Consider the following 18,642-nt stretch of genomic DNA (forward strand, 5'->3'; position numbering starts at 1 on the left):
TCCCTCACGCACGATTCCGCACATGAGTGCGCGACTGCGGGGGATCGCAAAGGAGACCGAGGAGATCGTCGGGGCCGGCCGTTACCGCGGCCCCGACGGCTCCGACGTGCTGATACGCCCGGCGCTCGACGCCGCGCTCGCCGGCACCCGGATGTACGGGCCCGAGCCCGTCCCGGTCGTCCTGGACCGTGGCCGAAAGGGGACCGTCGAGGTCACGGACGAGAGCAGCCTGGAGGCCGCGGCGCGGCTCACGGCGGCGGCGCCCGGCCCGGTGGCCGTGCTGAACTTCGCCTCGGCGCGTAACCCCGGCGGCGGCTATCTGAACGGCGCGCAGGCCCAGGAGGAAGCGCTCTGCCGCGCCTCGGCGCTGTACGCGACGCTGCTGCGCGCGCCCGAGTTCTACGCGCACCACCGCGAAGACCGCAGCCCCTTCTACACCGACCGGGTGATCCACTCACCCGGGGTGCCGGTCTTCCGCGACGACCGGGGCCGGCTGCTCGCCGTCCCGTTCCGGGCCGGCTTCCTCACGTCGCCCGCGCCGAACGCGGGGGTGATCGCGCGGCGCGTCCCCGACGAGAGCCACCGCGTCCCCGCCGCGCTCGCCTCCAGGGCCGAGCGGGTCCTGGAGACGGCGGCGGAGAGCGGATACCGGCGGCTCGTGCTGGGCGCGTGGGGCTGCGGGGTCTTCCAGAACGACCCCGCCCAGGTGGCCGGGACCTTTCGGGCCCTGCTCACCGGGGACGGGCGGTTCGCCGGGCACTTCGACGAGACGGTCTTCGCGGTGCTGGACCGTACGGCGGCGCGTACGACGCTGTCGGCGTTCCGCGACGTGCTGGCGGACGTGCTGACCCGGCGCGGACCGCACAGCTCAGGGGCTGCTCAGGCCCAGCCGTAGCGCTCCTTGAGCCGGTTCACGACGAGGTTGAAGCGGCCCCGGTCCAGGGCGCACGCCTCGCGCCGCATGCCTCCCTCGTGGAGCCGCATGACCCGGTCGATCGCCACCCACGAGTCACGGCCCGCGCGGTCCCAGGGGCCGACCCCGATCGGCACCCAGTCGCGGTCCTGGTTGTGGGTCTTGCTGGAGAGCTGGACGGCGAGCAGCGTGCCGCCGGGCTCACGGGCGACCACCAGGACCGGCCGGTCCTTGCCGCGTCCGTCGTTCTCCTCGTAAGGCACCCAGGTCCAGACGATCTCGCCGGGGTCGGGATCGCCGTCGTGGACGGGCGCGTACTCGGTGCGTACCGGACCCACCTCGCGGGGCTCGGCCTCTGTCGTGGCGGTGGGGCCGCTGCGGCCCGGGAAGTCGCTGTCGGCATGGTCCTGGGCGCTGGGAAAGGGCGTCATCCGCAAGACGTTAGGACCTGTGTGCGGCCCGCCGCCGGGCGGGTCACCCCGACGATCCGGGACGATGCCGGACGATCCGGGGCGTGTCCCACGCCACGTCGCGCCGGTCCGCGCGCCGTACCCGCCGAACGGGGCGGGGGAGGGGCTAGCGTCACCCGCATGACTATCGTTCCGCAGCGCTTCGAGATCCTGTTGGTCGCAGAACACGCCGAACACGCCGACGGCTCGGACGGACCGCCCGACGACGCGCAGGCGTTGCGCTCGGCCGTGGTGGAGGCGACCGGGGACATCGGCGCTTCCGGCTACCCCCGTTACGCGGGCAACGGCATGGAGGCCGACATCGACCCGCAGACCCACACGGTGGAGGCGCTGCTGATCGACGGCCAGGAAGTGGACTACGGCCTGTCGGCGCGGGTGGTGGACGCGAGCCCCAGCTGATCGCGCACCGTCCTTGAGGCGCGTTGACAGTGGCCCGTCGGCGGGCGGAGACTCGCGCTGGCCGATGTGAACGACCGTTCGCACGGCAACACAGCCGAGTTGTCCGGCAGAGCCGCCGTGTCGAAGGGATCCGCAGATCCGATGACCACCATCCGGGATGTCTACGTCGTGGACGCCGTCCGCACCCCGATCGGCAGGTTCGGCGGGGCGCTCGCCTCCGTACGTCCCGACGATCTCGCCGCGCATGTGGTGCGGTCACTGGTCGAGCGCACCCCGCGGCTGGATCCGGCCAGGATCGACGACGTCGTCTTCGGGGACGCGAACGGCGCGGGCGAGGACAACAGGGACGTCGCGCGAATGGCCGTCCTGCTGGCCGGCCTGCCGGTCTCCGTGCCGGGCGTGACGGTCAACCGGCTCTGCGGGTCCGGGCTCGAAGCGGTCATCCAGGCGGCCCGCGCCGTCGCGCTCGGCGACGCCTCCGTCGTAGTGGCGGGCGGCGTCGAGTCGATGTCCCGCGCGCCGTGGGTGCTGCAGAAACCGGAGCGCGCGTTCCCCGCCGGGCACCAGCAGCTGCACTCCACGACGCTCGGCTGGCGGATGACCAACCCGGCCATGCCGGTCGAGTGGACCGTACCGCTCGGCGAGGGCGCCGAGCAGATCGCGGACAAGCACGGCATCACCCGCGAGGAGCAGGACGCCTTCGCGCTCGCCAGCCACCGCAAGGCCGCCGACGCGTGGGCCGCGGGACTCTACGAGGGCGAGGTCGTCCCGTACCCGGGCGTGGAACTCGCCCGCGACGAGTGCATCCGCGACAGCACGTCGATGGAGGCCCTGGCCAAGCTCAAGCCCGCCTTCCGCACGGAAGGCGGCGGTACGGTGACGGCCGGCAACGCGTCGCCGCTCAACGACGGCGCGGCGGCCCTGCTCATCGTGGACGAGGACGGGCTGCGCGAGACGGGCCGTGAACCACTGGCCCGGATCCGCACGTCCGCCGTCACCGGCATCGAGCCGCAGCTGTTCGGCCTCGGGCCGGTCGAGGCCGTCCGGCGGGCGCTCACGAAGGCCGGCCGGTCGTTCGCCGACCTGACCACCTTCGAGCTCAACGAGGCGTTCGCCGCGCAGTCGCTCGGCTGCCTCGCCGAATGGCCCGAACTCGACCCGCGACTGGTCAACCCGCGCGGCGGCGCGATCGCCATCGGCCACCCGCTCGGCGCGTCAGGCGCCCGGCTGGCGGGATCGGTGGCGCATCAGCTGGCGGCAGCCGGTTCAGGCACCGGCCTCGCCGCGCTCTGTATCGGCGTGGGCCAGGGCCTGGCGCTGGTGCTGGAGCGCTGACGGCCCGAGACCACTGACGACCCGAGACCACTGACCGGCGGGACCGCCGAACGCCGGGACCGGGGCTTGTCTCAGCCCTGGTTCTCCACGTGCTTGTTGTCGCCCTCGGCCTCGGCCTTCGCGACGGACTTACGGACCTCGTCCATGTCCAGCGCGCGGGCCTGACCGATCACGTCCTCAAGGGCCGTCTCGGGGAGCGCACCCGGCTGGGCGAACACCGCGACGTTGTCACGGACGATCATCAGTGTCGGGATGGAGCGGATCTCGAACGCGGCGGCCAGCTCCTGCTGGGCCTCCGTGTCGACCTTCGCGAAGACGAGGTCTCCGTGGCGCTCCGACGCCGACTCGTAGACGGGGGCGAACTGGCGGCACGGTCCGCACCAGGAAGCCCAGAAGTCGATCAGAATGAAGTCGTTCTCCGACACCGTCTGGTCGAAGTTTTCCTTCGTGAGTTCCACTGTGGCCATTGCCTGCTACCTCTTCCTGATTCACCGGTGGGAGCCGCCTCGCACAACGGCTGCCGCCACCGTCGTATTCCTGAGCCGTATTCCTGGACCGTTCCCGAAGATCGTGTGGCCATGCGGCCCCGCCCGGACCAGACTGACCCCATGACGGATGCCATGGATTACGACGTTGTGGTGCTGGGTGCGGGACCGGTCGGGGAGAACGTGGCCGACCGCGCCAGGGCCAACGGGCTGAGCGCCGCGATCGTCGAGAGCGAGCTGGTCGGCGGCGAATGCTCGTACTGGGCCTGCATGCCGAGCAAGGCACTGCTCCGCCCGGCCATCGCGCGCGCGGAGGCGCGCAGGGTGCCGGGCCTCAAGCAGTCGGTGCAGGGCCCGCTCGACGCCGCCGCTGTGCTCGCCCACCGGAACGAATACACGTCCGACTGGAAGGACGACGGCCAGGTCGCCTGGGTCGAGAGCACCGGCACCGACCTCTACCGGGGTCACGGACGGCTCGCCGGCACCAAGAAGGTCGTGGTGACGACCCCGGAGGGCGAGGAACAGGTGCTCACCGCACGGCACGCCGTCGCCGTGTGCGTCGGCAGCCGCGCGGTCCTGCCCGACCTGCCGGGCCTGGCCGGCGCGAAGCCCTGGACCAGCCGCGAGGCGACCAGCTCCCAGCACGTACCCGACCGGCTCGTGGTCGTGGGCGGGGGAGTGGTCGGCGTGGAGATGACCACGGCATGGCGGGCGCTCGGCTCCGAGGTCACCCTCCTGGTACGCGGCGACGGGCTGCTGCCGAACATGGAACCCTTCGCCGGCAAGCTGCTGGCCGAGTCCCTGACCGAGGCGGGTGTGTCGGTCCGTACGAACACCTCCGTCACCCAGGTGGAACGCGACGGCGGCACCGGACCCGTCACCGCCGTCCTGGACAACGGCGAACGGATCGAGGCGGACGAGATCCTCTTCGCCACCGGCCGCGCCCCGCGCACCGACGACCTCGGCATGGAGACGGTCGGCCGCAAGCCCGGCGACTGGATCGAGGTCGACGACAGCTGCCGCGCCAAGGGCAGCGACTGGCTCTACGCGGTCGGCGACGTCAACCACCGCGCCCTGCTGACCCACCAGGGCAAGTACCAGGCCCGTATCGCCGGCGCCGCCATCGCCGCCAGGGCCCAGCACGTCCCCCTCCTGGAAACCGACCGCTGGGGCGCCCACTCGGCCACAGCCGACCACGCGGCCGTCACCCAAGTCGTCTTCACCGACCCGGAGATCGCCTCGGTGGGCCTCACCCTCGCCGAAGCCGAAGCAGCGGGCCACCGCGTGCGCGCGGTCGACTACGACATGAGCGGCGTAGCAGGCGCGGGCCTCTACGCGGACGGCTACACGGGCCACGCGCGCATGATCGTCGACCTCGACGAAGAAATCCTGCGCGGCGTCACCTTCGCCGGCCCGGCGGTAGGCGAAATGCTCCACTCGGCCACGATCGCGGTAGCCGGCGAGGTCCCCGTCAACCGCCTCTGGCACGCGGTCCCGGCCTACCCGACCATCAGCGAGATCTGGCTCCGCCTACTGGAGACGTACCGAGGCTGACACCTCGTCAGCCCGGCGACGTGCCTTGGCGGTTCCTTCTCAGGCGCGCGATGCGCTTCCGACGCGGGACGTATGGCGGTCGAGCAGGTCACGCAGCCGGTCGACATCGGCCGGCTGCGCGAGGGCCGCCTTCGGCAGTGGCGTGGTGTTGATGTCGTTCATTCCCGTGTGCAGAAGGACGAAGAGGTTCTCCGTCTCCACGTAGCCGGAGAGCTGCGACCACGGAACTCGCATGGTGTTCAGGTCGGTTGCGACGCGAACACCGTCGGAACCCACCGTGATCGTGTGCTCGCCGCGGCTCGTCCTGAGTTTGTGCACCTGGCGCGCGGCGAGGCGCCTCAAGCCGAGCGTCAGAGCGCACAGCGCCACCACGACGATCAACAGGGGCACCGCACTGTCGAGCAACTGGCCGTTCACCGCGAACAGCACGAGCGCGACAGCCCAAAGGACCAGGCCGACAGCCCCTATGATCCGGCTCCGTCGCCCACTCGGAGTCACCCGCCGTCTGACGCGCATGACTTCGGCTATGTCCTCCCGGGTCGGCCGGCAGACAAGACGCGCGGTGTCCTCGGTGTTCGTGATGTCCGGTTGCTGTTCGACGGTCACGCTGTCCCCTTGAGCTCAAGGCGGGCAGTGTGCGCCGCCGGGCGAAAGATCAGCCGGATATTACGCTCACCACCCGCCTGCCCCAGCCAGGCACCTGCGGGTGCCGGCCCGTGCCGGACGCTCCCCGACCCGTGGCCGTCCCGGGCCCTGCTCAGGGCCCCAAAACCCTTGAGGCAGGGGCAGTTGGCCCCCCGGTCGCCCTCGACCTCAACCGCACGTCGTGATGGGGCCTTTAGGGACAAAGCGCATCCGAAGGCAGGTGAACCATTCGTGAATATTCGTGAAGGAAGTTTGACTATTTTGCTGAAGCTCAACCGGCGCCTGACGTTTCCATGGTGAGCGGTTGACCCATCAGGGGCGGAAAACCGGGGCGCGGCGGGATCCCCTCCCATGTGATGATCCTTTCGGCGCGCCGGGGCTGTCGGTGCGTCAGTCGCGTCATCACACCCTGGGGGGTAGCAATGAGATCGTTCTCCGCTGGACGCCCGGTACGTCTCAGATCCGGCGCCGTCGTGGCGATGGCGGCCGGTCTGTTCGCCGCCGGCCTTGCCGGGCCGGCGTTCGCCGCCGATGATCCGCCGCAGTCCGACCAGCTGTGGATCAACGAGCCGTACGAGCAGACGCTGCCGCTCGGCACCGACGGGGGTGAGCCGGAGGCCCGCACCCTCGGCGTCGGGATCTACCACGACAACGAGAACTTCACGGTGACCGACGGGAGGCTCACCGTCGACATCTCCGACCTCGCCGGGGTCGCCGATGTGACCTGGCCCGACAACTGCACGCCGAGCGGTACCAGCGCGGTCTGCGACGTTCCCGTGGTCCCCGCGATCGGGGGCGACTACGAGAACCAGGTCTTCCTCACCGTACGCGCGGCCGACGGCGCCGAGGCCGGCGCGCGGGGGAGGATCACCTACGCGGCGACGGCCACCGGCGGCCCCGACGGCACCCTCACCGCGCCGCACGACAGCTTCGACACCACGCTCACCGTCGGCGCGGGGCCCGACCTCGCCATCGACCCCATCGGGGCCGTCGAGGACGGACAGCCCGGCGACGAGCGGACGATCCCGCTCAGGATCACCAACAACGGCAACGAGAGCGCGAACGGGTTCACCGTCAAGCTGTACGCCTCGTACGGTCTGACGGATCTGACCCGGTACGACGCCTGCACCTACCCCGCGGCCGACAGCAACGGCGACGCGGCGACGAACAACGTGATCTGCGCGTTCGACCAGGTCCTGGCGCCTGGTGACTCCTTCGAGCTGCCCGAGCCGCTGACGGTGCGGCTCGCCCCGCACGCGCTGAGGGAGCGGCTCGACATCGACGTCGAGCCGGGCGACGGCGCCCAGGACATCGACCCCGAGAACGACTACACGGTCCTCGCGATCAACGCGGAGAACACCGCGGACTTCTCCGTGACCGGCGACGCCGTCTCCGGCGCCGCCGGCGCGACGGTCACGGCCGAGCTCACGTTCAAGAACAACGGCCCGGCCTGGTTCGGCAACCTCGGCTCCGGCGACCCGGTCGCCGGCGTCCGGCTCATCGTGCCCCAGGGCACGAAGGTCACCGGCGTGCCCGACGACTGCTACCCGCACACCCTCGACGGCGGCTACTACCCGAAGGAGACGGGCGCCCCGCGCTACGACTGTGACCTGTCGTACTGGGTGCGGGAAGACGCAGAGCGCACGTTCGCGTTCACCATGCGCGTCGACACCGTGGTGCCCGGCGCGACCGGCGCCGTGAGTCTCCACCCGGGGTACGGCGAGTTCGGCACGTACCCCTACGACTTCGACCCGGACCTCACGAACAACACGGCGGTCCTGACGGTCAACTGACCGGCCGTCAACTGATCGTCCCGCAGGGGGGCGGAGCAGCCGTGCGGGTTGCGGCTGCTCCGGACCCGCCGTTCCTCAGGCGATACGGGCAGGTCAGCGCATGCCGGCGAAGAGGTCCGTCTCGGGTACGGGCGCGTCGGTGGCGTCCTTGACGCGTAGGAACGTCTCCGTACCCATCAGCTCGCCGAACCTCTCCTTGCCCATCTTGAGGAAGAAGATGTTGTCGCCCTGGCTGGCATGCGCGGCCAGTGCGTCGAACTTCTGACCGCTGAACGCGGTGGTGTCCACCCAGGTGGTGATCTCGTCGTCCGGGAGGCCGATCTCGGCCATCGCCTCGGCCTCGGCGGGATCCGGCTCCGGCATGTCCTCCTGGAACTCGCGCAGGGTCTCGCCGAACCGCTGCATCGCCGAGCGGGGCATCGTCGTCCAGTACACCTTGGGCGTCTGTTCGATCATCTCCAGCGCCGCCATCGTGATGCGGTGGGCCTGGATGTGGTCGGGGTGGCCGTAGAAACCGTTCTCGTCGTAGGTGACGACCACATCCGGTCGGTAGTGGCGCATGAGGTCCGCGAGCCGGGCGGCGCCTTCTTCCACGGGGGTCTGCCAGAACGAGCCGGGGGCGTCGTTGGTCGGCCAGCCCATCATTCCGGAGTCGGCGTAGTCGAGCGTCTCAAGATCGCTGATCTTCAGGACTTCGCAGCTCGCTTCGAGTTCCCGACGGCGCATCGCGACGACGGCCGCCGGATCGTGGCCGGGATCGCCCGGCTTGACACCTCCTGGTCCGTCACCGCAGCCGCCGTCGGTACAGGTCACCAGGACCGTGCGGATGCCTTCCGCCGCATAGCGTGCCAGGACCCCTCCGGTTCCGGTGGCCTCGTCGTCGGGGTGGGCGTGTACCGCCATCAGCGTCAAGGGCCGGTCAGTCATGAAAAAGTCCTCCTGCGGAAAATGCGTCGTGATGCGAGTGCGCGGCGGGCATACCGGCGCTGGTCCTTCGGCCGGTACAACCGTGCCGGCCGCACCCCCTGTTCCCGGCGCGACCAGCACGTCGAAGCGCCAGGCACGTCGTGGCCTGGGCCGACGCCCGACATGACGGTACCGGGGCCACCACGCTCGGTAGCCCCGGCACCCCCGGTTCGCCTACGGCCGCGCGCCGTCAGCCGCCGCGCGTCAGCCGTACACCCGCATCTCGTAGAGCGAGTAGCCCCACTGCCCCGACAGCTGGCTGCCCTTCATGCGGACGTATCTCGCCTGCCCGCTGACCGGGATCTTCTCCGTACCTCCCGAGGCGTTGGTGCGGGTGGCGAGGTCGTGCCAGGTGGTGCCGTCCGTCGACCCCTGCAGCGCGTAGGCCTTCGCGTACGACGCCTCCCACAGCAGGTCCACCTCGGAGAGGCTGTACGTGGCGCCGAGGTCCACCTGGATCCAGCTGTTCGGGTCCTGGCCGGCGCTCCACCGGGTGTTCAGGTCCCCGTCGACGGCCTTGGCGGCCGACTGGTCGGCACTGGACTGGGACGAGGCCGTGGCCGGCTTGCCCTGGGCCAGGTTGGTCCTCGGGGCGCTCATGGTGAGGTTGACGGTCACGGTCTTGCCGGCCTGGAGCGGCAGCACACGTGCGATGTTGCCCAGCGGGGAACTCTGCACGGTCACGCCGTCGGCGGTGATCGAGGAAATGCCCGAGCGCTGGATCAGCGTCAGGTTCTGGTTGATCTTCGAGGTCAGCGTCACCTTCGCCGTGTGGGCCTTGGTGTCCCAGGCCAGGTTGTCGATGGTGAACTGGCTCTTGCCGAGCATCCCGGAGACGGACCCCTTGTCCAGGCCCTTCGGCAGCCCCGGCAGCAGCTCCAGCGTGCCGGGCTTGGTGGCGGCCAGCATCTCCATCATCACCGTGGGCACGGAGTTGACGACGTCCGTGGCGAAGGTGTTGTGGTTGTTGTAGTGGGACGTCGCCATGCTGCTGTAGTAGTAGTCGTCCTTGGCGAAGCGCAGCAGCTTCGCGCCCACCGAGTCGGGCATGTCGAGGTCGGCCGCGATCAGGGCCCCGTGCAGCAGCCCGTGTCCCGCGTTCTCGTACGCGCCCTGGTCCTTCTTCTGCAGGAAGACCTGCGCGGCCTTGAACTGGGCGGAGTTGGTCTCCGGAGTGATCTCGCGATACGGCCACACCGGCAGCAGGCCGCTGGAGTGGCGGTGCTGGTAGTTGTTCTTGTTCGCCAGGTCGGGCCACGCCCACTCGGCCAGCGCACCGTCGTTGTTGATCAGGTACGGCGGCAGGTGGTCCAGTTTCTCCTGCCAGACCGGGATCTTGTCGGCGTCGCGGCCGAGGGTCTTCGCGGTCTGGATCAGCGTCGTCAGCGCGAACTTGGCGCCGGAGATGTCGTAGACGGAGTTGACGGCCAGCGGCACCCCGCCCGGCGGGGTGTTCTCCGGCGAGACGGAACCGGCGAATATGTAGTTGCCGTTGGCGTCCTTCTTGGTGAGGAAGTCCTCGTAGAAGTCGCCCATGTCGCGGATCAGCGGGTAGTACTTGTCGGCCAGGAACGTGGTGTCCCCGGTGACCTGGTAGTGCTCCCAGAACGGTTCGAGCAGCCAGGACTCCCCGCCGGTCACGTACTGGTACGGGTAGTCGAAGTTGATGTTGGAGATCAGTCCCTCGCCGTTCGGGGTGTTGCCGCCGGTGAGCATGCCCCGGGTGCCCAGGAGCTTCTTGGCGTTGGTCTCGAAGTCCTTCTGCCATTGCTGGTTGAGCCAGAAGTAACCCGCCATGGCCTCCGGCATGTTGCCGATGTTGCCGCCGGAGATCTGCAGGTTGAGGTTGGCGTCCAGATGGTAGTAGCCGTCCCAGCCGACGTTGCTGTCACCCGTCCAGTTGCCGAGCAGGTCGGGGGCTTGTGTGGGCCCACTGGAGCCGAGCAGATGGTAGCGGCCGGCGTAGAACATCCGCTCGTACAGCGCCGGGACCGGCGTGGACGAGGACTTCTGCTCGGCGAGCAGCTGCTCGGTGGACTTCGCGCGGTCGGCGGGAGTGGCGCCGAAGTCGACCGAGACCCGGCCGAAGATCGAACTGTGCGCGCTCGTGTGCCGGTTGAGCAGGGTGGAGTAGTCGCTGCTGAGCCCGGCGAGCTTCTGCCGGAGCAGGTTCTTGCTCCACTCCTGCTCGGCCGGGACACCACCGTTGTACGTGCCGTTGTAGCGCTGGGTCAGCGACAGCAGGAGTACGTAACTGGCGTTCGCGACGGTCACCTTGCCGTTGCTGATGGTCTTGGTGCCGTCGGTGACGATACGGGTGACGCCCTCGTACCCGGCGTTGTAGCTGCCGCTCGGGTACTTGACCCGCAGGTTCAGATAGTCGGTGGTGGAGTTGTCGGTGGAGGTGACGCCCTTGTTGAGGAGGTTCATCGCCGGGTCGATGGACAGGCCCAGGGTCAGGGTCTCCTTCTGGCCTGCGGGCGCCGCCTGGTACTGGACGGTGGCGCCGTCGGTGCGGGACACGAACGAGTCCCGTTCCCACGCACCCTTGTTGTCGGCCCAGTTGACCTTCACCACGCCGTTCGCGTAGTCGGTGGAGCGGACGTAGTCGCTGATCGGTCCCGCGTCCGGCATCGCGACGGTCATCTTGTAGCCGGGGTGCTTGCTGCCCTCGCCGCCGCCCTGGTAGCCCTGCACGTCGGCGGCGAGCTGGTTGGCCTGCTGGTACTGGCCGGAGATCAGCTCGTCGCGGATCGTGTTGATGTTGTCCTGGCTGACGGTGTTGAAGGTGCGGTGCGGGCGCGCCTCGGACCGCGCCATGAAGAAGTCCTTGTCGTCGAAGACGACCGTGTCGTCGCGCGGGTTGCCGAAGACGATGACACCCTGCTTGCCGTTGCCGGCCAGCAGCCCGTTCTGCCAGTCCCCGTACGTCGTCGGGTAGGTGGTGGACGGCGCCACGGTCGGCGAGCCGACGGCCGCGCCGCCGCTGCCGCCGCTCCCGGTGCCGTAGACCGCGAACTCCCACAGCGAGTAGCCGTACTGGGTGGCGGCCGTGACACCCTGCATCCGCACGTAGTGCGCCGACTTGTTGACGGCGACGGTCTCGGTGCCGCCGGTGCCGCTCGTCGTGGAGTAGGCGTCGGTCCAGTGCACCGAGTCGCCGGACGTCTGGAGCTTGTACGCCTTCGCGTACGCGGCCTCCCAGGTCAGCGCGACGGACGAGACCGTGTACGCGCCGCCGAGGTCGACATAGATCCAGGCGCCGGGATCGTTGCTGTGGTCGCTCGACCAGCGGGTGCCGGTGTTGCCGTCGATGGCGCCGGACGCCACGTGGTCGCCGTCCTGGTACGAGGCGACGGCGTGGGCGCCGGGATTGCGGGCGAGGTTGACGGGGGTGTCGGCGGCGCTCGACGGGGACGCCTGCAACGCCATGGTGAGCAGGAGGAAGAAGGTCACGGCGACGCCGAGCAGCTTTCTCCCCGTGCGCGGTGTGCGGGATTTGACGACGATCGTGGGGGATTCGGTCATGGGTGATCGGGGCATGGGGGATTCGGTCATGGGGATTCGCCCCTCAGCTTCCGTTGGCGGTGACGCGCAGGGACGAGATGGCGTCGTTGTTGCCGGTGGCGGTCAGGTTCGGGGTGTCGCCGGTGAACTTCCAGGCGGCGCCGGAGAATCCGGCGTCGGCGTAGCCGGTCACGGTGGAGCCGGCCGGGACCCGGAGCGACGAGATGGAGTCGTTGGCGATGCCCTTGGCCTGGAGCGCCGGCAGGTCGTAGTCGCCGGGCCCGAAGGCGGCCGAGGTACCGGTGTAGTTGGCGTCGCCGTAGACGGTGGCGTTGCTGGTGCCCGTGCCGCCGACGGGTGTCCCGTAGATCTCGAACTCGTAGAGCGAGTAGCCGTATGCGGTGGCGGGCGTGACGCCCTGCATCCGTACGTAGCGGGCGCTCTTGCCCACGCCGACCGTCTCGGTGCCGCCCTGGCCGTTGGTCGTCGAGTAGGCGTCGGTCCAGTCGGACGCGTTGTCCGAGACCTGGATCTTGTACGCCTTCCCGTATGCGGCCTCCCAGTTGAGTACGGCGGTGGACAGCGCGTACCGCGCGCCGAGGTCGACGTAGATCCAGGCGTTCGGGTCGTTGTTGTGGTCACTCGACCAGCGCGACGAGCCGTTACCGTCGATAGCGTTGGACGCCAGGTAGCTGCCGTCCTGATAGGAGGCGACGGCCTTGGCGTCGGCGCCGAGCGACAGGTTCACCGGAGTGCCGGCCGGTGGGGCCGGCGGGGTGGGTACGGTCTGGCCGGCCGGCGGCCACAGGGTGAGGGAGTTGCCGCCGTTGTGTGCGGTGGCGAACGGACCGGCCATCGTGTCGGTGGCGCTGACCTGTTGGCCGAAGAAGTCCGTGGTCACATCGGCCTGGATGGACTGGTTGGCCAGCGGGATGTTGCCGACCCTGGCCCGCGTGACCGGGGTGTTGCCGTGGATGCCGGACGCGTCCAGGTCGAAGGTGAGCGACAGCTGGGTGTTCGTCGCCGCGTACCGGACGTTGGAGACCGTGCCGGTGGAATTGCCCTCCTTCACCTGGGTCTTGTCCGTGGCGTTCTCCGGCAGCGTCGAGCCCTGGACCAGGTTGTTGTACCAGAAGAACTTCTCGGGCGAGGTGAGCGCGCTGGTCTCGTTCATCGTGCCCGGCTGGAAGTAGTACGCCTCACGGCCGCTGCCGTCGTGGTGGATGGCGCCGTTGTCGACGAAGAGGTTGTTGGCGAAGACGATGCCGGTCGCGTCCAGGGTGCGGATGTCGCTGTTGCCGATGAAGACGTTGTTGTCCACCAGGACGGGGCCGAAGACGGCCTCGGCGTAGTAGCCCCAGGGGCTGTTCATCACGATGTTGCCGGTGACGCGGACGTTCTGGCTGCCCCAGTCGGTCCAGATGCCGGCCGAGTTGCCGCCCTTGGAGTTCTTGACGTAATTGCCCTTGATCAGGCCCTCGTTCATGTAGTGGACCTTGATCGGGGCGGTCTCCGCCCCGCTGAACTCGTCGCGGTAGTTGGTGTCCTCGATCCTGTTGTAGAGGATCTGGGAGTGCCAGGAGAAGACGCCCGCGATGCCCGACTGGCCGCATTTCGCGATGTAGTTGTTGCGCACGATGTGCGAGCCGTAAGCGGCGGTGTTGTGGAAGTCCGTGCGCGCTGTGCCGGGGCGGTTGCCCGCCCAGGTGTCGTTGCTCAGACCGATGTCGATGCCGATCGTCCTGGCGTTGATGACGATGTTGTTCTCGATGATCCACTTCAGCCCGCCGTAGACGCTGATCGCGCCGGCCTGCCTGCGGTCGGGGCTGTCGGGGAAGTCCGAGTAGGTGTTGGCCGCCTGCTTGATCGTGAAGCCGTTGAGGGTGATGTAGCCGAGGCCCCACACGTCGGGCGCGAAGACCTGCCGGCGGACGTTGAGCTCGGCGAGCCGGGCGTTGGGGTCGGCGCCGTTGAAGTTGGCCCAGACGGTGGTGCTGGTCGAACCGACCTCGGAATACCAGGTGTTGGCCGCGCCCTGCACCGTACTGAGCGACGGCTTCTCGCGGTACGCGCTCTCGTCCAGATAGACGTCACCGGCGGTGTAGCCGGCGAAGGTGCCCCCGCCGCCGCCGTTCGGCTGCCCCTGGGCGTACGGGTTCCAGTCGCCGAAGTAGCTGTTGGGCAGCGTGACGCTCCAGACGTCGCCGCTGCCGCGGGTCCAGGAGTTGATCTCCTCGGAGCCCTTGACGGTGACCTCACCGTCGCCGGCGTTGGTGTACGTGATCCGGTGCTGCTCGTCCGTGCCGCCGCGCGCGGGCTTGACCGTCTCGCGGTACAGCCCGGCGTGCACCACCACGGTGTCGCCGGGCTGTGCGACCTGGGCGGCGTGGTTGATCGTCAGATACGGGGAGGCCTGCGTGCCCGCGTTGCCGTCGTTGCCGTTCTTGGCCACATGGATGGCGCGCGCCGCGGCGGCGGCGTGCGCCGGGGCGGCTGTCGGCAGCGTCAGCAGGGCGAGCGCGGCGGCGACCGTGGCGCACAGCGCGCGGAGGATGGCGGCCGGACGCGGAACTCGGTGTGCACGGCCGGACGCCGCCTGGCGTGGCACGCGGCCGGACGCCGCCTGCCGTGGCGGGCTGATGGGGTGTCTCATCGGGCTCCTTCGGAGGGGTGAGGGGCGCCGCGGAGGCCGGTCAGGCGTGAAGGCCCCACAGGCTCGGGGCTTAGTTTCTTAATTAATCTATGGAACTTTTGGCGACATGGCCCCGCACATGCCAGCGGTCGAGCACCGTACCCGTGCGTCGGCGCGGCATCAATACATCGGACCAAAGTGGCCGTCGGCAAGCAGCAAGTGCCAGAGCCTGTCCGGCGGATCAGGGCCGGACAGACCCTAGGCGCGGGCGATCAGTTCGGGGCCGTGGCCCGGGGCCACCGAGCCCTGGAGCACCAGAGCCGCGCCCCCGATCGCCGCCGCGTCCCGCGGGTTGCTCGACAGCTCCACCCGCACACCGTGCACGTCGCGGGTGTACGCGTGCTCGGAGAGCCGCCGTCTGATCTCGCTCACGTAGATCGACCCGGCCACCACGAAACCCGGCCCGGCCAGCACCAATGTGTCGAGGTCCCACAGGTTCACCAGTGCCACCGCACCCTCGGCGAGCAGCGCCGCGGACTCGTCGACCAGCGCGCGCGCCTGCTCGTCACCGTAGAGCGCGGCCCGTGCCAGCACGTCGAAGGCCCAGGCGTCGGGGTCGTCGGCGCTGATCCGCAGCCGGTCGGCGAGCCCCTGCACCGCACGGGCCCGGCGCACCACCGCGCGCGGCGCCGCGTACATCTCCAGGCAGCCGCGGTTGCCGCACAGACAGAGCTCGCCGTCCCGGATCACCGCCACATGTCCGATCTTTCCCGCGTTGGAGCTGGCGCCGCGGTGCAGCGCGCCGTCCAGGACGACGCCCGAACCGATGCCGCTGTTCATGTACAGACAGCCGAAGGTGCGGTTCCGGGAGACCTGCCGGCTCCAGAACTCGCCGACCGTCGCCGCCGCCGCGTCGCTGTCCACCAGCACCGGGATGTCGAGTCGGGCCGCCAGCGCGTCCGCGAGGTCCAGTCCCGCCCACTGCGGCAGGCCCGGCGGGGCGAGGAAGCCGCCGCGCACCACGTCCACGGGCCCGGGGCCGACCACCGCGAGGCCGGCGACGCTCTGCCTCTCCAGGCCGAGACCCTCCGTCACATCCTGGTGGAGGGAGGCCAGTTGCTCGACCGCACCCTTGGTGCCGCCCGGCTCCGCACCGCCGAGAACGGCGTCAGCGCCCGGGCCCGCGACGAGGGCGCGGCCCACCGTGCCGCCGCGGGTGTCGGTGACCACGCAGGTCAGCGCGTCGGCGCCGACATGGATCCCGACGCCGTAAGCCGCCCGCGAGTTGATGATCAGCATGGTGCGCGGCTTGCCCCCGGTGGCGACCGTGTCGCCGGTCTCGCGCACCACCCCGCCGTCGATCAGCCGCCGCACGATGGTGGAGATCGTCGGCTGTGTCAGCCCTGTTGCCTTGACCAGCTCGACCCGGCTGATCGGCCCGGACGACCTGATGAGGTCGACGATGAGTGCGCGGCTGCCTGGTCCCGCTCCCGCAGACTCCCGTCGGGCCATCCTCGTCCGCCTTCCGCTTCGCCGTACGCTGTCGTACGACTACGTCAAGCATGAGGTTAGACGAGACCCACGACCGGGAGGCCACCATGCCAGCGCCCGCGACCAGCGACGGGGTCCGCCCGCGGCGCGGCACTCCGGTCGGGCTCGCCCTGGTACGGGACGCCGAGGTGCTGGGCGCCGAGCCGTTCTTCCACGACTTCATCGCCGGCATGGAGCGCGTCCTGGTACCGCTCGGAGTGCCGGTGCTGCTCCAGGTCGTGGCCACGGTGGCCCAGGCCTGCGAGCGGATGCGGGCCTGGGCGCACCAGGACCAGGTGCAGGGCGTGATCCTCATCGACCTGCTGCCGGGTGACGAACGGGTGGCGCTGGTCAAGGAACTCGGCATGCCGACGGTGGTGATCGGCGATCCGGTGACCGCGGGCGGACTGCCCGCCGTGTGGACGCAGGACGACGTGGCGATGCGGGACGTGGTGGACGAGCTGGTCGCCGCGGGCCACCGCCACCTCGGACACGTCGCGGGCCCGGCGCAGATGGCGCACACGATCATCCGCCGGAGTACGTTTCAGACGGCGGCCGCCGGACACGGCGTGCGCACCACGACGTTCGAGGGGGACTACTCGGAAGCCGCGGGCGTACGGGCGCTGACCGCGCTGCGCGCGCTGGAGAACCGGCCGACAGCGCTGGTCTTCGACAACGACCTGATGGCGCTCGGCGCACTGCACGAGGCGGGCCGGGTCGGGCTCGGTGTGCCGGCCGACGTGTCGCTGGTGGCCTGGGACGACTCCGCCCTGTGCCAGCTCGCCGACCCGCCGCTCGGCGCGGTCAGCCATGACGTCCAGGAACTGGGCGAGCTGACCGGCCACACCTTGGCGGACGCTCTGGTCGCCGCCCCCGCCGTCATGGTCAAGGCCCCGCCGGCCCGCCTGGTGGTACGCGGCAGCGTCTGAAGTCGCCCCGGTCCACGCCCGTTTGCCCGCCCGACCGGTGCGGTCCGGCCCGTCAGGCACTTTGATAGATAATTAATCTTTCTTATTGACTTCCGTGGGGCGCTCGTAGACGCTGTGTCGCGTTCGAGCACGTCTCAAGCGAAGGAAGCCCTATGGACCACCGCACCAGGCCTTGGGCCGTGCGCGTCATGGCCGGGTCAGTCATCAGTGCCCTCGCCCTCTGTCTGGCCGGCTGTGGCACGAGCGGCGACGCGGCGAGCGGCACCGGCGGCAGCGGTTCGATCGACGTCGTCACCCGCTGGTCGGCCGGCAACACCGCGGCGGCGGCGCAGGACCACGTCTTCAAGGCCTTCACCAAGAAGACCGGCGTCAAGGTCAACGCCACCGACGGCCTGGAGACCATCGACGACCAGGTCGAGAACGCCGTCGCGGCCGGCAAGTCACCCGACGTGGTGATCGTCAATCTCTACGACAAGACACTCGGCTGGCAGGACGCCGGCGTCACCGTACCGGTCGACACCTACCTCAAGGAGTGGGGCCTCGCCGACAAGATGAAGCCCGGCGCGCTGGACGAGTGGCGCGTCGGCGGCAAGCCCGGAGGCACGCTCCAGGGCCTGCCGTTCTCCGGCTTCAGCTGGCCGGTCTGGTACAACACCGACCTGCTTGAGAAGGCCGGCGTCGACACGGTCCCGGCCACCACCGACGAGCTGATCGACGCCGCCAAGAAGCTGCGTGCCGCCCACATCCAGCCGCTCACGGTCGGCGGCAACGACTGGACCGGGCAGAAGCTCTTCTACCAGATCGCCCAGTCCTACACCGACGCCGCGACGATGGAGAAGGTCATGGGGAGCGGCGGCTACTGCGCCACCCCGTCGGTGATGCGAGGCATCAAGCTCTTCATCCAGTTGCGTGACAGCGGCGTCTTCGCCGACAACGCGGCCGGCCTGAACGCCGACACGATGTACGCGGCCTACTACTCCGGCAAGGCCGCCATGATGTCCGCCGGCTCCTGGGCGTACACCGACGCCAAGAAGTCGGGCACCGGAGTGGAGACGCACACCACGCTCGCCGGCCTGCCGTTGGCCGCAGGGTCGGTGTTCCAGAAGCCCACCGCCCTCCAGGGCTTCACCGGCGTCGGTTTCATGATCACCAAGCGCGGCGCCTCGAAGGACCGCATCGACAACGTGCGCAAGTTCATCACCTCCTTCTACGACGCCCCGACCGTCGGCGACTTCGTGAAGGACGCCGCCATCCTGCCGCCCACCACAGGTGACTTCACCAAGTACGCCGGCGACCCGCTGCTGTCGCAGTCGCTCAAGCTCGACAAGGCCGTCGACTACGCCGTGGTGCCCGACGTGTGGATCGGCTCGGCGTCCGACCCGATCGTCCAGGTCCTGACCGGGGCGTACGGCACGTCCTCCGCCGACAAGATCTGCGCGGACCTCGACGACGCCACCAAGAACGCCAAGAGCTGACCTCGAACG

Annotated in this window: 14 protein-coding genes; 7 read left to right on the top strand and 7 right to left on the bottom strand. The window is 69.7% G+C overall.

Translation table 11 applies throughout. The features are described from left to right. Window positions 1–22: 22 nt before the first annotated feature. On the top strand, window positions 23–895 hold the full coding sequence (locus tag OHS57_RS33100; protein ID WP_328584284.1) for a TIGR02452 family protein: 873 nt from the start codon (window positions 23–25) through the stop codon (window positions 893–895). On the opposite strand, the gene OHS57_RS33105 is transcribed toward OHS57_RS33100, so the two are convergent. Next, window positions 880–1,344, bottom strand: coding sequence for a type II toxin-antitoxin system PemK/MazF family toxin (locus tag OHS57_RS33105; RefSeq protein ID WP_041993744.1), 465 nt, complete (start codon window positions 1,342–1,344; stop codon window positions 880–882). The genes OHS57_RS33100 and OHS57_RS33105 overlap by 16 nt on opposite strands. 159 nt (window positions 1,345–1,503) lie before the next feature. Here OHS57_RS33105 and OHS57_RS33110 point away from each other — a divergent pair, with 159 nt between their 5' ends. Together OHS57_RS33110 and OHS57_RS33115 are read left to right on the top strand one after the other, a co-directional pair. After that, window positions 1,504–1,782 carry a hypothetical protein gene (locus OHS57_RS33110; RefSeq protein WP_041993747.1) on the top strand — a complete coding sequence of 93 codons (279 nt, stop codon included), beginning with the start codon at window positions 1,504–1,506 and terminating at the stop codon, window positions 1,780–1,782. A 141-nt stretch (window positions 1,783–1,923) separates the two neighbouring features. Further along, a complete protein-coding gene (locus OHS57_RS33115; protein ID WP_328584285.1) occupies window positions 1,924–3,117 on the top strand; it encodes a thiolase family protein in 1,194 nt (397 codons plus the stop codon). 71 nt (window positions 3,118–3,188) lie between these two features. Here OHS57_RS33115 and trxA read toward each other — a convergent pair whose 3' ends face one another. Next, window positions 3,189–3,584, bottom strand: a complete 396-nt coding sequence (gene trxA / locus OHS57_RS33120) for a thioredoxin (RefSeq protein ID WP_041993750.1) — start codon at window positions 3,582–3,584, stop codon at window positions 3,189–3,191. 141 nt (window positions 3,585–3,725) lie between these two features. Between trxA and OHS57_RS33125 the strand changes: the two genes are divergently transcribed. Beyond that, window positions 3,726–5,156, top strand: coding sequence for a dihydrolipoyl dehydrogenase family protein (locus tag OHS57_RS33125; RefSeq protein ID WP_328584286.1), 1,431 nt, complete (start codon window positions 3,726–3,728; stop codon window positions 5,154–5,156). A gap of 39 nt (window positions 5,157–5,195) precedes the next feature. Here OHS57_RS33125 and OHS57_RS33130 read toward each other — a convergent pair whose 3' ends face one another. Then, entirely contained in the window at window positions 5,196–5,762 is a 567-nt protein-coding gene (locus OHS57_RS33130; protein ID WP_328584287.1) for a YcxB family protein, read from the bottom strand. 461 nt (window positions 5,763–6,223) lie between these two features. On the opposite strand from OHS57_RS33130, the gene OHS57_RS33135 reads away from it, so the two are divergent. After that, window positions 6,224–7,594: a hypothetical protein gene (locus OHS57_RS33135; protein WP_328584288.1), complete on the top strand. Its 1,371-nt coding sequence runs from the start codon at window positions 6,224–6,226 to the stop codon at window positions 7,592–7,594. 93 nt (window positions 7,595–7,687) lie between these two features. Here the strand turns inward: OHS57_RS33135 and OHS57_RS33140 are convergent, their stop codons facing one another. The 4 genes from OHS57_RS33140 to OHS57_RS33155 form a co-directional block, all read right to left on the bottom strand. Continuing rightward, window positions 7,688–8,521 (bottom strand): PIG-L family deacetylase, encoded by an 834-nt coding sequence (locus tag OHS57_RS33140; protein WP_328584289.1) that lies wholly within the window; start codon window positions 8,519–8,521, stop codon window positions 7,688–7,690. Window positions 8,522–8,764: 243 nt separating this feature from the next. Beyond that, window positions 8,765–12,103: a glycosyl hydrolase family 95 catalytic domain-containing protein gene (locus OHS57_RS33145; protein ID WP_328584290.1), complete on the bottom strand. Its 3,339-nt coding sequence runs from the start codon at window positions 12,101–12,103 to the stop codon at window positions 8,765–8,767. A gap of 28 nt (window positions 12,104–12,131) precedes the next feature. Then, the gene (locus tag OHS57_RS33150; RefSeq protein WP_328584291.1) at window positions 12,132–14,720 is read right to left on the bottom strand and encodes a galactose-binding domain-containing protein; all 2,589 of its coding nucleotides are present in this window, start codon (window positions 14,718–14,720) and stop codon (window positions 12,132–12,134) included. Window positions 14,721–14,957: 237 nt separating this feature from the next. Then, complete coding sequence (locus OHS57_RS33155) at window positions 14,958–16,211, bottom strand: ROK family transcriptional regulator (RefSeq protein WP_328584292.1); 1,254 nt, start codon at window positions 16,209–16,211, stop codon at window positions 14,958–14,960. An 86-nt stretch (window positions 16,212–16,297) separates the two neighbouring features. Between OHS57_RS33155 and OHS57_RS33160 the strand changes: the two genes are divergently transcribed. Together OHS57_RS33160 and OHS57_RS33165 are read left to right on the top strand one after the other, a co-directional pair. Beyond that, window positions 16,298–17,158, top strand: coding sequence for a LacI family DNA-binding transcriptional regulator (locus OHS57_RS33160; protein WP_041993761.1), 861 nt, complete (start codon window positions 16,298–16,300; stop codon window positions 17,156–17,158). A gap of 152 nt (window positions 17,159–17,310) precedes the next feature. Further along, complete coding sequence (locus OHS57_RS33165) at window positions 17,311–18,633, top strand: ABC transporter substrate-binding protein (protein WP_328584293.1); 1,323 nt, start codon at window positions 17,311–17,313, stop codon at window positions 18,631–18,633. Window positions 18,634–18,642 lie beyond the last annotated feature (9 nt).

It is taken from the genome of Streptomyces sp. NBC_00370 (assembly GCF_036084755.1).
GTDB lineage: Bacteria > Actinomycetota > Actinomycetes > Streptomycetales > Streptomycetaceae > Streptomyces.

Excerpts from the sequence above, each read along its gene's own strand:
- OHS57_RS33100 (WP_328584284.1), top strand. The coding sequence starts at position 23 with ATGAGTGCGCGACTGCGGGGGATCGCAAAGGAGACCGAGGAGATCGTC.
- OHS57_RS33105 (WP_041993744.1), bottom strand. The coding sequence starts at position 1,344 with ATGACGCCCTTTCCCAGCGCCCAGGACCATGCCGACAGCGACTTCCCG.
- OHS57_RS33110 (WP_041993747.1), top strand. The coding sequence starts at position 1,504 with ATGACTATCGTTCCGCAGCGCTTCGAGATCCTGTTGGTCGCAGAACAC.
- OHS57_RS33115 (WP_328584285.1), top strand. The coding sequence starts at position 1,924 with ATGACCACCATCCGGGATGTCTACGTCGTGGACGCCGTCCGCACCCCG.
- trxA (WP_041993750.1), bottom strand. The coding sequence starts at position 3,584 with ATGGCCACAGTGGAACTCACGAAGGAAAACTTCGACCAGACGGTGTCG.
- OHS57_RS33125 (WP_328584286.1), top strand. The coding sequence starts at position 3,726 with ATGACGGATGCCATGGATTACGACGTTGTGGTGCTGGGTGCGGGACCG.
- OHS57_RS33135 (WP_328584288.1), top strand. The coding sequence starts at position 6,224 with ATGAGATCGTTCTCCGCTGGACGCCCGGTACGTCTCAGATCCGGCGCC.
- OHS57_RS33140 (WP_328584289.1), bottom strand. The coding sequence starts at position 8,521 with ATGACTGACCGGCCCTTGACGCTGATGGCGGTACACGCCCACCCCGAC.
- OHS57_RS33145 (WP_328584290.1), bottom strand. The coding sequence starts at position 12,103 with ATGCCCCGATCACCCATGACCGAATCCCCCACGATCGTCGTCAAATCC.
- OHS57_RS33150 (WP_328584291.1), bottom strand. The coding sequence starts at position 14,720 with ATGAGACACCCCATCAGCCCGCCACGGCAGGCGGCGTCCGGCCGCGTG.
- OHS57_RS33155 (WP_328584292.1), bottom strand. The coding sequence starts at position 16,211 with ATGGCCCGACGGGAGTCTGCGGGAGCGGGACCAGGCAGCCGCGCACTC.
- OHS57_RS33160 (WP_041993761.1), top strand. The coding sequence starts at position 16,298 with ATGCCAGCGCCCGCGACCAGCGACGGGGTCCGCCCGCGGCGCGGCACT.
- OHS57_RS33165 (WP_328584293.1), top strand. The coding sequence starts at position 17,311 with ATGGACCACCGCACCAGGCCTTGGGCCGTGCGCGTCATGGCCGGGTCA.